Origin of the sequence: Veillonella montpellierensis (assembly GCF_947090115.1) — a bacterium.
In the GTDB taxonomy this organism is placed as follows: Bacteria; Bacillota; Negativicutes; order Veillonellales; family Veillonellaceae; genus Veillonella; species Veillonella montpellierensis.
The window spans coordinates 1-16,637 of the sequence record NZ_CAMUMS010000006.1; the positions used below are offsets into that span (position 1 = coordinate 1).

General features: G+C 39.2%; 9 protein-coding genes and 1 pseudogene. All 10 read left to right on the forward strand.

Annotation, left to right across the window (positions count from 1 at the left end; all coding sequences use genetic code 11):
* Positions 1-2,322: YadA-like family protein (locus P6940_RS04060; protein WP_277293271.1), on the forward strand; the 2,322-nt coding region annotated here is incomplete at its 5' end.
* A gap of 383 nt (positions 2,323-2,705) precedes the next feature.
* Positions 2,706-7,709 carry a YadA-like family protein gene (locus P6940_RS04065; protein ID WP_277293272.1) on the forward strand — a complete coding sequence of 1,668 codons (5,004 nt, stop codon included), beginning with the start codon at positions 2,706-2,708 and terminating at the stop codon, positions 7,707-7,709.
* Positions 7,710-8,168: 459 nt separating this feature from the next.
* Positions 8,169-9,233, forward strand: coding sequence for a YadA-like family protein (locus P6940_RS04070; RefSeq protein ID WP_038153023.1), 1,065 nt, complete (start codon positions 8,169-8,171; stop codon positions 9,231-9,233).
* A 315-nt stretch (positions 9,234-9,548) separates the two neighbouring features.
* Positions 9,549-9,758, forward strand: a pseudogene (locus tag P6940_RS04075) (IS256 family transposase); the annotation flags it as partial.
* A gap of 133 nt (positions 9,759-9,891) precedes the next feature.
* Complete coding sequence (purR, locus tag P6940_RS04080; RefSeq protein ID WP_277293273.1) at positions 9,892-10,719, forward strand: pur operon repressor; 828 nt, start codon at positions 9,892-9,894, stop codon at positions 10,717-10,719.
* A gap of 62 nt (positions 10,720-10,781) precedes the next feature.
* Positions 10,782-12,164 carry a bifunctional UDP-N-acetylglucosamine diphosphorylase/glucosamine-1-phosphate N-acetyltransferase GlmU gene (gene glmU / locus P6940_RS04085; protein ID WP_277293274.1) on the forward strand — a complete coding sequence of 461 codons (1,383 nt, stop codon included), beginning with the start codon at positions 10,782-10,784 and terminating at the stop codon, positions 12,162-12,164.
* Positions 12,165-12,286: 122 nt separating this feature from the next.
* The gene (locus P6940_RS04090) at positions 12,287-13,243 is read left to right on the forward strand and encodes a ribose-phosphate diphosphokinase (protein WP_028257598.1); all 957 of its coding nucleotides are present in this window, start codon (positions 12,287-12,289) and stop codon (positions 13,241-13,243) included.
* Positions 13,244-13,254: 11 nt separating this feature from the next.
* Positions 13,255-13,836: an aminoacyl-tRNA hydrolase gene (gene pth / locus P6940_RS04095; RefSeq protein WP_277293275.1), complete on the forward strand. Its 582-nt coding sequence runs from the start codon at positions 13,255-13,257 to the stop codon at positions 13,834-13,836.
* 487 nt (positions 13,837-14,323) lie between these two features.
* Positions 14,324-15,802 (forward strand): aminotransferase class I/II-fold pyridoxal phosphate-dependent enzyme, encoded by a 1,479-nt coding sequence (locus P6940_RS04100; protein WP_277293343.1) that lies wholly within the window; start codon positions 14,324-14,326, stop codon positions 15,800-15,802.
* Positions 15,803-15,887: 85 nt separating this feature from the next.
* Entirely contained in the window at positions 15,888-16,571 is a 684-nt protein-coding gene (locus tag P6940_RS04105) for a dTMP kinase (protein ID WP_277293276.1), read from the forward strand.
* The last annotated feature ends 66 nt before the right edge of the window (positions 16,572-16,637 follow it).

Consider the following 16,637-nt stretch of genomic DNA (forward strand, 5'->3'; position numbering starts at 1 on the left):
ACAGGATTAGATAACAAAGACTGGAATGTAACAAGTCCAACCTTTGTATCGGGTCGTGCCGCTACGGAAGATCAGTTGAAAACTGTATCGGATACAACGAAAGCAATTGCTAATAATACGATCAAGTTCGGTGCAGATAATAATTCTGTCACAGAGGTACAATCTTTGAATCAGGCTGGTGGACTTGCTTTCCATATCACTGGTGGAGCTGATAAAAATACATTGTCGGACAATAACATCGGTGTGAATGCTAGTGGTTCTACGGTAACTGTGAAGTTGGCGAAAGAGTTGAAAGGCTTAACGAGTGCTGAATTTACTAGTACTGATGGAAAGACTACAACGAAGGTAGAAGCTGGAAAAGTGACAACTACTGATGGTACAACCACCACAGTGACAGGTCCAAACGGTATCACGATTACTCCAGACAAAGGAGCGAAGGTATCTTTAACAGATAAGGGTCTAAATAATGGTGGTAAGAAAATTACCAATGTAGCAGAGGGTGAAGCTGATACAGACGCGGTTACTGTAAAACAATTGAAAAAAAGCGTTACTGAAGCAACCTCAACAGTATCGGTTAATGATGAAGATAAAGATGTGAATAAAAATCTTACCTTAACTAAAACCACTGCTAAGGATGGTCATACTAATTATGATATTCGGTTAAAAGATACGGTAACATTAGGTACAGATCCATCAAAACAAGTTATCATGGACGGCACTACTGGCACTATTACAACTGGCACTGGTGATAGTAAAGTTACTGTAAATGGTACAACAGGCATTGTCGAAGCTGGTACTGGTGCTAATAAAGTTACGATTAACGGCACTACCGGCACCGTATCTACGGGTGATACTACCGTTTCTACAACGGGTGTCGTTGTGAAAAAGGATAAAAAAGAATCCGAAGTAGATGCTGCAGGTGCTACTTTCAAAGACGATACAAACGCAACGAATGTGACAAGTACTACCATTCGTGTGAATGGCAAAACAGGTGAAAATAACACTGTTACTGGTGGTGTAGTGATTGGTAACCAAACCGTTACCCCTAGTGATGATGGTAAGAAAACAGATGGCACTGCTACAACAGGTAATTTCCTTACAGGACTTGATAATACGAAATGGGATGTAACAAATCCAACCTTTGTATCGGGTCGCGCCGCTACGGAAGATCAGTTGGTTGCTGTCAGCAAACAGTTTGGTGGCATTCGCCAATTTGTAGGCGATACGAAGACGAAAGAGGGCAAAGATCTTGCTCTGAAGGTTAAACTTGGAGAAACCTTGGCCATTAAAGGGGGAGCTACAAACCTAACGGATAAGAACATTGGCGTAGAGGTAACAGAAGCTGTTACGAATAAAGATGGTACTATAAAAACACCGGCTACTATGACAGTGAAATTGGCAAAAAATGTGGAAATGCAAGACGGTACAACCCACTATACGGGCACACATACTCCACAATATTATGATGACAAGAAAAAGAAATATAAACCGATACTTGACGATCATAAGAAACCTGTGGAAATGAAAACGGATGTGTTACATAGTGGTACGGATACAACGTATACAATGTATCGTCCTGGTGTAGATCCAACGAAGGAACCAAAGGCTACTCCATTTGCAACCACTAATGTATCTCCATTAGGTGTTACGATTTCTTCTACGACTCTTGATGGCAAAGAACATAGACCAGATGTATCGTTAACATTCAACGGACTCAATAATGGTGGTAATCGTATCACGAATGTGGCACCAGGCGTAAAAGGAACCGATGCAGTTAATCTGGATCAGTTGAAAGATGCAACAAACAACGTTATGAACGAAGCTACAGGAGATATTTATAAAGCTGGTGCTAAAGCTGCGGCATTAGCAGCCTTAAAGCCATTGCAATATGATCCATTAGAACCAACGCAAATTATGGCTGGTATAGGTAACTATAAAAAAGAAACAGCAGTAGCATTAGGTATCGCACACTTTACACGTGAAGATACTATGTTCCATGCAGGCATAACATTAGGGGAAAACGAAAACATGTTCAATGCTGGCTTTAGCCATAAATTTGGATGGAGTGCAGATAAGAGAGCAGTCCCTGATCGGTATAAAGCGGGCCCTATTTCATCAGTCTATGTGTTACAGGATGAAGTGATTGCATTGAAAGAAGAAAATGCAACTACAAAAGCAGCATATAAAAAAGTATTGGAAGATAATGCGCATATTCAAGCAGAAAACCAAGAAATGAAAGCATCCTATAGTAAAATGGCACAAGATAATGAAGAAATGAAGGCGCAAATTAAAAAATTGATGCAAGCAATGGGCATAAAATAGAATAACCTAGTTGCATGCTTCATGAATCACATATAAGCCCTATCCTTTTTAGCACATGTTGAAAAGGGTAGGGCTTTTGTGATGAGTAGACATTACCCCTGATGATGACACTATACGCATCATGAAATAAATAGGAATCATGCGTGGTTAGCGCTAGGTGATACACATAAATATTACTCATATGTATAACATCAATAAAATAAGCAACAGAATTACAGAAATACAAACCAAATTACTAGGAAAAACTTGATACATTGTGCAAAATATGATAGTATATATATATATATATATATATCATAGCTAGTATGAATACATATCATAATTCGTATTAATGCTATGAATACTTATACTGTGACATATGTATATACAAGTAGGAGGAGTATATGAATAAGATATTTAAAGTTATTTGGAGTCAATCAAAACAGTGCTATGTTGTAGTTTCTGAAATGGCAAACAGTCATTCGAGTAAGAAGAAAACAGTAGTAGCCAGTGTATTGGCGGCTTTAACAATAGGTGTGAATATAGTGGTAGTTGAAGGCGCTGACCCAATACAGGCCAATACGCCTTATGTGTCAGTAAGTCATGCAAGAGATAATAAGGAGGCAGAAATTACACTTCCTGATGTGGAAGGAACCGTTAAAGATAATAAAAATAGTGATGGTTCAAGTTATCCGGGTGGTGTAGCCATTGGTTCCTATGCTAGAACAAGATTGTTAGGATCTGTTGCTGTCGGTCAATATGCTATTGCTGAAAAAAATTATGGCGTTGCAATAGGTAATCGATCGCGTGTATATGATGAAAACGGGATTGCGATTGGGTCGAAATCACAAGTCAATGGCGCTCAGTCTATAGGAATTGGCGTCGATTTACAGATTGGGCAATTTGATAATAATAAACCCACAAAAGCTGGAGCAAATGAAGCTATCGGTATCGGGCGAAATATAAAAATAAAAGCACATGAAGGCATAGCGTTAGGATTAGATACTACGGTTGAACAACAAGGCGGTGTTGCCTTAGGTAAGGGTGCAACTGTTGATGGCCGTTTCTCGGTGGCCTTAGGGTATGGATCGAAGGTAATACAGGAAGATACAGCTGCAACGGATAAGGCCTATTTGTCAAATGAAGCAGTTAATAATTCGGGAAACGGTGTTGTATCGGTAGGTACGAAACGGAATTCTGGTGATAACAATGGTAAGATTACTCGCCGTATCGTAGGCGTAGCAGGTGGTTTTAATGACTATGACGCAGTGAATATACAACAATTGAAAGCCTTGGAAAATGTGAGTCTACAAACGCTTACTGTGAAGGACGGAGATACATCTACTGATGTTACTCCAACGGATCGTAAGATAACCTTAGAAGCAGGAAATAATATTACCTTAACTGCTGCAAATGGTAAAGTTACAGTGGGAACAAAAGGGTTAAATTATATGTCCGTCAAAGGTAATGGTCGCGACGAGAAAATGACTATCAATGGGGTTCCAGATGATGTGAAATCTAATAGTAATAATGATGGAGCTGAGGGGAATGAAAGTATCGCCATAGGTGCCTTTGCTAGATCTCGTCTGACTGGTTCAACGGCAATCGGTCGTAGAGCTATTGCCGAGAGAAATTTTGGAATTGCCTTGGGTAATGAATCACGGGCATTTTCAGAAAATACGATTGCAATCGGATCGAAATCACATGTCAATGGCAATCAATCCATCGGCATTGGGGTTGATTTGAAGGTAGGAAAATTTGATAAAAGTGGTGTGCCAACCGCTGTAGCCGATGATGCAGTAGGGATTGGTCGTGATGTAAGAGTAGAAGAAAGTCAATCCGTAGCTGTCGGATTTGGCGCAAAAGCACAGAAAAAAGGTGCCGTTGCTCTCGGTACAAATACTACCGTTGATAGTGCTAATTCTGTTGCCTTAGGCTATAATTCTACGGTACTTGCCAGCGATGGTGCCACAAATGGTAAATCCTATATGTCGGAAGAAGCTGTGAATAATACTGGTAACGGTGTTGTATCAGTGGGCACTAAACGCAATTTCGGCGATACTAATGGGAGCGTTATTCGTCGCATCGTGGGCGTAGCTGGTGGTTATGACGACTATGATGCAGTAAATGTAAAACAGTTAAAAGCGTTAGAAAAAGTAACTAGAACTCGTTTCTTGGCAATTTCTGGAGCGGCGGATAAAACAGAGGCCGATTACCCAGATACAACATGGACACTAGGTAAAAATGATAAGCCGACAAACTTGGTATTAAAGGGAAACTTTAATAATGAGGGGGCAACTGGTCAAAACTCTGTAGCTGTAGGCCCTTGGGCTAATAGTATGGGAGCTCGATCGGTTGCATTAGGCAGTTATGCAGTAAGTAATGGCATGCAAACGATTGCATTGGGGCAATCCACGCTCGCCTATGGTGAAAATGCCTTGTCATTAGGATCCTATGCCACTGTAAATGGTGCGAACTCTCTTGCTATCGGTACAGATTCGTATGTAGGAAACGCTAAACGCGGTGGAGCGGGGAAAGGAATCTCGGAAACGGGAGATGCGACTACCTATGCTATGGCTATCGGGTTTAATGCACAAGCCTATGGAAAAGACTCCGCGGCATTAGGTAAAAAGGCAATAACAAATGGAAACGCGTCCGTGGCATTAGGTCCAGCGGCACAAGCTGATATTGAGCACTCTGTCGTATTAGGGGAAAGTTCACTGGCACAAGAAGAGGAAGGTGTTAATACAACATCGTATTTGACGAATGAGAGTGTTAATAACTCTGGTAATGGTGTTGTATCGATTGGTAATGCTACTAAAAAGATAACACGCCGCATTATCAATGTGGCAGGTGGTACCAATGATTATGATGCAGTAAATGTAAAACAGTTAAAAGCATTGGGAGCAAAGGAATTGCATGTCAAGACAGGTTCGTATGCAGTTGATGGGGACGGTGCCGTTACATTACAACAAGAAGATGGTACAGGTACTGTACAAGACAATGAAACAGTAAAAATTACTGGTCTTGCTAGCAAAACCGCATTAGACAATTTAAAAACAGAGGTGGATGGAAAAGCAAGTAAAGATGATTTGACAACTGCTGTAAGTGGTATTCAAACTGAATTGGCTAAGAAGGTAAGTCAAGATGATATGAATGCAGCGCTGGCAGATAAAGCGAATGCCTCTGATTTAAAAGCTTTGACAGATGCAGTAAAAGATAAAGTGGATGTGGATACGCTTAAAAAATTCACAGATACATTGGGGAAAAAAGCTGATGAAATTAAAGGCTTGAATGATAACATCACTCGTGCGAATGAAGCGAATGAAGCGGCACGTACTGCCTTGGAAACTAAGATTGATGGTAAATTAGATGCGATAAAAGAAGCAGAATTACATACCATTCCAGGTACCTATGCAGCTACGGACGATGGAACAATTACATTATCACAAGCCAATGGCACAAACCCAGATACAGCGATAGCAGGTAAAGAAATTACGATTACTGGTGTGGCCACTAAAACCGAAGTAGGTACTATTAAAACTGATGTGAAGACGGTGCAAGATAAAGTCAAGGATATTGATCAAACAGTTACCGACCAGGGAACTCGTTTAACTACTGCTGAAAACGATATTAAAGATATAAAAAAAGCAGTTACGGATAAAGTATGGACTGCGGATATTACGGATAAAATTGATGCATTGAAAAATGATTTATCCAATACTACAGTATTAAAAATTAAAGGGGATACAACAAAAACCAAGGAAGATACAGATGCACCTGATGTAGCGGTGAACTTAACGAAAGATACATTAACCGTTAAAGGTGCTAGTGATGAAATCGCTACAGCGGTAAAAGGTAATGAAATCACCATTGGTTTAGCACAAACGTTGAAAGATAAATTAAGTAAGATAGATCAATTAGGCGATACATCTTCAGATGGTGTAGGTTCCGATCAAGGCATGACAGGTGCTGATGGGTTGAATGGTAAAACATTGACAGAAAAAGTAAATGCGTTGCGCAACGGTCAAGCCGGTTCCGTAGTCTACAGAGATGATCAAGGAAATCCGTTGAGAAAAGCAAAGGATGGGAAATTATACAAAGAAACCGACGTGGATGCGGATGGTAATGTGAAAGTAGGTGGTGATGGCGCGAAGCCAACACCAGTAGCATCGGATAAAATACAAGCCCGATTAATGAATCCAGATGGAACCGATACGCCTGTAGCATTCTCGAATGTGGGTAAGGGTAAAATTGGAGAAACATCGACAGATGCGGTGAATGGTGCACAAATCTACGCCGGTAATAAGAGCGTTGCAGATGCTCTTGGCGGTGGTGCCAAAGTGAACGATGATGGCACTATTGAAAAACCGACTTTCAAGGTTACGAATGAAGCCGATGGTACCACTAAAGAAGTAAACACCGTAGGCGATGCGGTAACTAATTTGGATAATCGAATTACTACAGTCGCTACGAATGCGAAAGATTTAAAAGACCTATCTTCAAAAGGTAAAGAAGTGATTACCGGCCTTATCAATGTGACAGGTGATAAGGGGATTGTCGTATCGTCTAAGGTGGACGATACGACGAAAGTCAAAACTTTCACAGTAGGACTCGATCCGGAGATGACGGCAAAACTTCGTAAGGATATTAAGGAACTTAAAGACGGTCCAGCAGGGGGATTCCAATATGTAAATCTAGATGGAGAGCCTGTAGTAAAAGGACAAGATGGTAATTATTATAAAAAAAGTGAGTTAAACGATAACGGTGAACCGCTTACGAAAGAACAAAATAATGGTAATGAGGTAAAACCAGTAAGTGGCGGTGCCATTAAAATGAGTCTTAAACCACCAGTAGGTCCAAATGATGATGGGATGCAACTCACCAATGTTAAAGATGGGGCGATTGCAAAAGATTCTAAAGATGCTGTCAATGGCGGACAAATCTATGAGTTGCGTGAAGACCTTCTTAAAGCCGGCGATGCAATCCTTAAAAATGCACAACGGGTTAATGAAGTGGGGGCTCATGCAGCTGCATTGGCTGCGATGAATCCATTAGGCTATGATCCATTGAGAAAATCTCAAATCATGGCAGGCATCGGAACCTATGATGGAAACCAAGCGCTAGCACTGGGCCTTGCCTATAATCCAAATGAAAACATTATGGTGAATGCAGGCTTTACAGTGGGTGAAGGTAAGATGATGGCAAATATTGGCGCTACCTATCGTTTTGGTACAAGCGATGCGAACCGCATTCCAGAACGATATAAAGGTGGACCGATATCTTCTATCTATGTTATGCAAGATGAAATTGCTGCATTAAAAGCAGAAAATGCTAGAAAAGATGCAGAAAATGCAGAAATGAAAGCACAAATTAAAATGCTTATGCAGGCGATGGGAATGAAATAGAATAACCTAGCTGCATGCTTATCAATCACATATAAGCCCTATTCTTTTCGGTAGACATACTGAAAAGGGTGGGGCTTTTGTGATGATTAGATATCTACTGGTAAGGGTGGACATCTTGGTAGGCGTTCATGAGAGTTGATTTGAATACGCTTTTTATATCTATAATTCGTGGAATAAGGGGGACATATCATGCGATGCGATTTTCAATAGCTAATGTGTACACACCAGTTTGTTATCGTTTTGTTTTATAAAATGAGATAATAAAAAATGCATTGTAATCGACATTATTTTATCATAAAATGCAGATATAAAGCGGTTCTTGTGATGTTTATATCTAATATGTTTATTTGATATAGCTTATGAAAATAAATCATACAAAATATCTTGATTTTTCATACAAAACTTGGTTATACTGATAAAAAATATGTTTAAGTTCTTTTTAAGAGTATAGGAGTATATATGAAAAAAATTATAGTAACCACTGCCATTTGTACCGCGTTTTTCTCTACCTTGGCTTGTGCACAAGCACAACAAGCAGGACAAACACCACAAGAAATAGCACAGCAAGCATTAGATAAGGTTAATGCGTTGGATGGGAAGATTGACAATGTAGGAAAAACTGCTGGTAATGCTGAGACAAAAGCGAATGAAAATGAAGGTAAAATACAACAACATGAGGGCAAGTTTAATGATTATGACCAAAAGATAAATGGCTATGATCAAAAGATAAATAGTTATGATGAAGAAATAAAAAAAGCTTCTGCTTTGGTAGAAGGACAAAGAACTTCAAATCTTCTTATTAAGCAGGAGCTTACTAAAGCAGAAGAGGCTGTAAAGGAAGTAAAAGCTAATGCAGATAGGGTGCCTGAACTAGACCAGAAGATTGGTGCTGCCCAAGACAACGCTAATGTGCTTAAAGGACGAGTAGACGGTCATGATGAGAAGATAAAGAATCTTGAAGAAAAAGCAGGAGCTTTGCCGGATGTTATAGCTCAGGCTCAGGATGCACAGGTTCAGGCGACTGCAGCAAAAAGCAAAGCAGAGAAAGCAGAAAAAGAAGTAGAGAAATTCGATAAAGAAATAAAGAGCCTTAGAGATGATATACAAGGTGCTATGGGGGCTCCAAAAGGAAATGTTATGAAAGAAATGAATGAATTACGTAACCAAACTAACAAAGGGTTAGCTAAGGTAACGGCATTAGCTGGATTACATCCACTAGCATTCGATAAAAATAACAAATTGAGCCTTTCCGTAGCTAGCGGTTCGTATAAGAGTGAACATGCGTTAGCACTAGGCGGATTCTATCAACCAAATCGCGATATACTTCTTAGCTTTGGATCCTCTGTAGGTGGTAACGACAATGCTTATACCTTTGGTGCATCTGTTCGTGTAGGATCTCATAGCAAAACTGCTGAAAAACAACATGTGTCACAAGTGGCAGAGTTGTATGCAGCGATAGCAAAATTGCAAGCACAAGTAGAGAAACAACAAAAAGAAATAGTACAATTAAAACGCGCTAAGTAATATAGTACTTAGATGTTATAGGTAATCAAGGACGGTTATCCATATGATGGATAGCCGTCTTTTTAGTAGTTGATAGCAGCTAGGTGAGAGGAAAACCTTGTTAGATGAGGTAATTTATATCAGCTTATAGGACAACGTGTTGCTTTGAATGCTGATGGAGCTAGGAAGTATATGCTTCTATTGGTATTTTATTTTTTTAGTGAACTTTAAAGGGTGAACGAAACGTGTTGCAGAAAAATCTGAAACCTCTTGCAATTACGGGGCTAAATAGGTTTTTATCTTTCTAGGAATATATTTTTTAGAAGGAGTATTTTTATGAAAAATGTTAGATGCCCTAATTGTGGCTTTAGTTGTAGAAAACATGGTAGGTCTAATGCAGGTTCCCAAAGATGGATATAGAGGCAGTGTAGATGTTCATTTACGAATATAATTACAAAAGATGAAGTCGAATTACAAATGTTTTTAAAACGGTTGTTCGGCAAGAATACTCAGAATGAAATGCCAGGACAAGGCCGTAGTTTTCGTGCATTTTATCATATATTTCTTTTACATTTTGTGATATGCTAAAAATGATTGATAATCATAGACAAGTAGTGTATAATACTTTAGATACGTATGAAATACATATTACCAAGAAGTGATGTAAAGGGGGATATTTGTGGAAAAGGTAAAACGTGTGAATCGGATGGTTGCTTTAACCAAATTATTAGTGGATTCCCCACAAAGACTTATTTCGCTCAATACATTTTGTGATTTTTTTAATATTGCTAAGTCCACATTAAGTGAAGATTTATCTTCTGTAAAAGAATCATTGAAACATTTTGAATTAGGTACATTGGAAACTGTAGCTGGTGCAGCAGGTGGTGTGCGGTTTATTCCTTATCGCAAGGGAGAACGAGCCAATCAAGTACTTGAGGATGTATACCAACGATTGATGACGTCGGATCGTATTATTCCAGGCGGCTTTATTTACATGTCTGACATTCTCTATGATTGGCATGTGGTGAGTCGGTTAGGTGAAATTATTATGACTCGGTTTGCTACCTCTCATCCGGATTATATTATGACGGTGGAAACCAAGGGAATTCCGTTGGCGGTTATGGTGGCACGAGCATTTAATAAACCGTTGGTGATTGCACGGCGTGATAGCAAGGTTACAGAGGGGTCGTCGATTAGCATTAATTATGTAACAGGATCGTCGGGACGCATTCAAACTATGTCATTAACGAAGCGTGCCATTCCCCCTCATGCACGAGTATTAATTATTGATGACTTTATGAAAGCTGGGGGTACAGCGAAGGGGTTGGCAGAATTAGTGGCAGAAATGAATGGTGTCGTTGTAGGTACAGGTGTATTAGTAGCGACCCAAAGCCCTAGCCCTAAATTGGTGAATGATTATGAAGCACTATTTACGTTTTACAGTATCGATGAACAAACGAAAAAAATTCACATAGAACCCATATTTGATGCGGTTGATAGGACATAGAATAATCGATGATATACACGTAATGGAAAGTAATTGGTACGATGTGAATGGCAGGAGGATATATGAAAGATATAGGCGCATTAATTTTAGCTGCAGGCAAAGGAACTCGTATGAAATCCAAGTTGCCAAAGGTACTGCATAAAGTGGCTGGTAAAGCTATGGTGGAACGAGTGCTAGATACGGTACAATCCTTGGGTACAGAGAAAAACATTATTGTCATTGGCTTTGGCGGTGATATGGTGAAAGACTATATCGGTGATAGAGCTGATTTTGTGGTACAAGAGGAACAAAAAGGTACAGGTCATGCAGTTAAACAAGCACAGCCGATGTTAGAAACATTTGATGGCACTATTTTAGTATTGTGTGGCGATACGCCACTAGTGAAACGGGAAACCTTACAAGCTTTGCTAGAAACACATGATGCGATGCATGCAGCAGCGACTGTATTAACGGCACATATGCCAGATCCTACTGGGTATGGAAGAATTATCCGTGATGATCGAGGACATGTGCTTCGCATCGTGGAACAAAAGGATGGTAAACCAGAGGAATTAGCGGTAACGGAAGTAAATACAGGTATGTATGCCTTTGATAGTCATAAATTATGGCCTTGTTTAGCACAATTGTCTGATGATAATGCACAAGGAGAATTATATATTACCGATGTGATTAGCATTTTAGTGAATGCTGGTGAATGCGTCAGTGCCTATGTAACAGATGATTTTGAAGAATCGTTAGGTGTTAACTCACGAGCACAATTAGCAGAAGCGGAAGCTATTTTGAAACATCGTAAAAATCGTGAATTAATGGAGTCGGGAGTGACTATTATTGATCCTCTTAACACCTATGTAGCCCCAGAAGTGACTGTAGGACAAGATACTATATTATATCCAGGAACTATCTTGGAGGGACACACCATCATTGGTAGAGAATGTCAGATTGGGCCGCATACACGACTTACTAATGTGACTGTAGGCGATGGTAATACAATTCATTTTACCTATGGTCATGACTGTGAAATTAAAAATAATACAGATATTGGTCCCTATGTACATTTAAGGCCTAATACTGTTATTTACGATACAGTTCATATTGGCAATTTTGTGGAAGTAAAAAATAGTCATGTCGGTGAAGGCACTAAATTACCTCATTTATCCTATATTGGAGATAGCGACATAGGCAGTGGTGTTAATATCGGTTGTGGGAGTATTACTGTTAATTATGACGGTAAAATTAAACATCGCACTACCATAGGAAATGGTGCGTTTGTAGGCTGCAATAGTAATTTGGTGGCGCCTGTAACTGTTGGCGAATATAGCTATATCGGTGCTGGATCTACGATTACTAAAAATGTACCATCTAAGGCATTAGCTGTAGGACGCAGTAAACAAATTATAAAAGAACATTGGGTAACAGAAGATACTTTTAAAAAGCAAAGCAAATAGAAATATTTTTTGAAAATAGTAAAACGCATTACAATTTTTCGTAAAATAGTATACAATATAAAGATGTAGTACATTATATGTATAAATAGGTGTTTATCAGTAAGGCTAAAGAGGTATTGAAAATGGCATTTGAAGACGGCAAAAAACTAAAAATTTTCACAGGTAACGCGAATCCAGAATTGGCAAAAGAAATTTGTGATTATTTAGGATTGCCTTTGGGTAAAGCTCATGTTGGTCGCTTTAATAATGGTGAAGTACAGGTTATGATTGACGAAAGTGTTCGCGGTAAAGATGTTTTCGTTGTGCAACCAACTAGTTATCCTGTTAATGATAATTTAGTGGAACTACTAGTTATTGCAGATGCATTAAAACGTGCTTCTGCACGTCATATTACAGCCGTGGTACCTTATTATGGGTATGCGCGACAAGATCGAAAAACCCGTGGTCGTGAACCAATTACATCCAAGTTGGTAGCCGATTTAATGCAAACTGCAGGTATTACTCGTCTTGTGACAATTGATTTGCATGCAGGTCAAATCCAGGGCTTTTTCAATGTACCTGTAGACCATTTGCTCGGTGCTGGTATCATTGCTAAATATATTAATGAGAAACAAATGAAAGATGTCATTGTTGTATCTCCTGATTTAGGCGGTGTTACGCGTGCTCGTGATTTAGCCGATCGCATCGATGCACCGATTGCTATTATCGAGAAAAAACGACCTGAACCAGGTGTGGCAAAGGTTATGAATTTAATTGGTAATGTGGAGGGTAAGAACTGTATTGTTATCGATGATATTGTCGATACAGCTGGCTCATTAGTAGAAGGTGCTAAAGCGTTACAAGAATTTGGCGCCAAATCAGTTACTGCTTGTGTGACACATGGGGTATTAACAAATCCTGCTTGTGAACGCATTGCTAATTCTAATATTAGTGAATTGATTTTAACTAATACAATTCCTTTGCCTCCAGAAGCTAAGAACTTACATACGATTACAAGTTTATCAGTAGCTCCATTGTTAGGCGAAGCAATTATGCGTATTTTCCACGAAGTATCGGTAAGTAATTTATTTGACAAATAATAGGTGATTTTGTGAAATTAGTAGTAGGCTTAGGAAATCCTGGCAAACAGTATGAAGCGACGAAACATAATGTAGGATTCATGGTTATTGATGAGATCGCTAGTACTCTCTCCCATACACCGTGGCGGGAAGAGAAAAAGGCCGATGTATGTACTAGTACGGTAGCTGGAGAAAAAGTGCTGTTAGTAAAGCCACAAACATTTATGAATAATAGTGGTGAAGCGGTAGGGTCTTTAATGAGATATTATAAAATAGATCCTGCTGATGTCTATTGTATCTATGATGATATGGATTTACCTGTGGGAAAGCTACGCATTCGACCAAATGGTAGTGCTGGTGGACACAATGGCATTAAGTCTTTAATTCTTCATTTAGGCACCGAAGAATTTCCGCGGTTTCGTGTGGGGATAGGACGTCCTTTGCCAAAATGGACTGTTGTTGATCATGTATTATCACCCTTTACAGAAGAACAAGAGCATACCATTACTGAGGGAGTTACCAATATGGCAAAAGCCGTTTTGGGGACTATAGAAGTAGGTATTGATAAAGGAATGAACTTGTATAATCCTAAAAAGGGAAAACGGCATACATAATTGATCGTTTACGTTCTTTTATGTGCATATTCCGTCGTATGGACTATAGATTGTGATAGATGATAGAAACTTAATATGTATATAGGTAACGACTTAGGTATCATTGCTGTCAATGATGCCTAAGTCGTTAATCGTATAGCGTTACATGTAATAGGTGCTGTTGTATCTATGAATATACATGTAGTTGATAGGATTACAGCAGTATTTTTACTAGCGATGAAAATAGATTATATCTAGGATCATCGCTAGTTTACATTTCTTATAAAACGTTATAAGGTAGGCCTATATGGATGATATTGTCTGCTCTATGAAAGAATGACTACTTTTTTATCGTTCTAACGAGATATTTGTTATATAATAAAAAAGAATATATGCTAGTAGCAACGAGTGGTTTGTAGAATATTACTATACGATAGATTTCCTACAAACAATCACATCAAGCTGGCATGGAGTGATAAATGGTAGATAATGGACAGTAGATATGGATATAAATAAACAGAAACGAATGCCTTTTGTAGAGGCCTTAGAAGCGTATAAAGCAGAATGCTTTGTGCCATTTCATACACCAGGTCATAAGTTGGGGCGAGAAGCTCCTAAGTCACTTAAACGGTGGTTAGGCGATACGTTGGCCTATGATTTAGGTGTCATGTATGCATTAGATGATTTGCATGAACCAGAGGGAGTTTTACGGGAAGCGCAGATGTTAACCGCTGATGTATACGGTGCAAAGCAATGTTGGTTTTCTATTAATGGCACAACTGCATTGATTGAAACCATGATCATGAGCGTGGTTGGCGAACATGATACAGTGATCATTCCACGAGAAGCACATAAGTCTATTAATAATGCCTTAGTATTGAGTGGGGCTACACCAGTTTATTTAGAAGGACGATATAGCAATCGTTGGAACATCCCTTTGGGGACTACGGTAGAGGAAGTATCAATGTGTTTACAAGCACATCCAGAAGCAAAAGCAATTGTATTAGTGTATCCTAATTATTATGGTATTGGTGTTGATATAGAAGCGATTGTTGAGATGGCTCATGCGCATGGCGTTATTGTTCTCGTAGATGAGGCACATGGGGCACATTTGCCTTTTTCAGAAGCTTTGCCTGTGGAAGCAATTGCAGCAGGGGCTGATTTAGTGGCACAAAGTACGCATAAATTAGTAGGCTCTCTCACACAAACATCAATTTTATTAGGGCAAGGACAACGCATTGATTATAGGCGTGTTACACAGGTACATCAAATGTTACAAAGTACGAGCCCTAATTATATATTTCTTGCTTCTCTTGATATGGCACGCCATCAATTGGCTACAGAGGGATCTGTATTAGTCGAACGAGCGGTTATGTTAGCTAATCAATTGCGTCGTCAATTAATGGCGATTGCTGGCATTCGTGTTATGAATCTTACTTCATTAGAGGGAGTTACTCATTTTGATTTGACTAAGGTGTTAATTGATGCTAGTGAATTAGGGTTAGATGGTATTTCTTTTGAAAAGCTATTACGTAAAGAACATATAGAAGTGGAATTGGTACAAGGCAACCACGTGTTAGTATTAATTACGATAGGTGATACACTAGCATCGATACAGGCGCTAGTACAGGGAATACAAAGAATTAGTGACAGTATGATTAATACTATTCGTACAGACAATACAATAGTACCGCCAACGAGAACAATACATCCATTACCAACGCCTGTTGTCGCCATGACACCACGACAGGCATTTTATAAAGGATATAAACAGATACTATTACAAGAGGCCCTAGGATGCATTAGTGCGGAAACGATTAGTTACTATCCACCAGGTATTCCTTTCCTTTCTAGGGGCGAGGTAATTACAAAGGAAGTAGTGGACTATATTGAAAGTCAGAGATTAGCGGGGTATATACCTAATGGGGCAGCAGATATAACGCTATCTACGATTCGTGTGATAGATGAATCAAATCATGCAGTATAATATAGGTAGTATAGGAAAATTTTTATAGGGAATCATTCGTGAATCGCTATAGTATGATATATGTAGTATAGATGGAGGAATAGGCATGGGCAAATTATTCATTATAGAAGGTGGCGATGGTAGCGGGAAAGCAACACAGACTGCGTTATTAACAAAACGATTACAACAAGAAGGCTATGCTGTTAAAGCTGTTAGTTTTCCCAACTATGATAGCCCCTCTTCTATGCCGATAAAAATGTATTTAGCTGGTGAATTTGGTAAGGATGTAAATGATGTCAACCCTTATGTGGCGAGTAGTTTTTATGCCATTGATCGATTTGCGTCCTATCGACAAGACTGGCAATCATTTTATGAAGAGGGCGGCATTGTATTAGCCGATCGCTATACTACATCAAATATGGTGCATCAGATGGTAAAATATAGGGATCCTGAAAAAAGGCACGCATTTCTAACATGGTTAGAAGATTTTGAATTTATTAAATTTCAATTACCTAAACCAGATTTGGTGTGCTTGCTGGATGTACCGCTCTTAGTTAGTGAAGACTTAATGAAGCATAGAGAACATAAAACGGGGGGAGCAACCGGTGATATTCATGAAAAGAATCACCAATACTTAGCAGATGTGCATGCTGCGTATGATGAGCTAGTTGAACGCTATGGGTGGCGACGAATTCCTTGTGCTGCTAGTGCAGATGGTACAACGAGTCACATGCGCTCCATAGAAGCTATTCATGAAGACATCTATACGGCAATCGTAGATTTACTATAACCTATAAATTATGCATAGCGCGTATCACTTACCTGTTGGAATAACGATAGAATATAGGTAGATTGC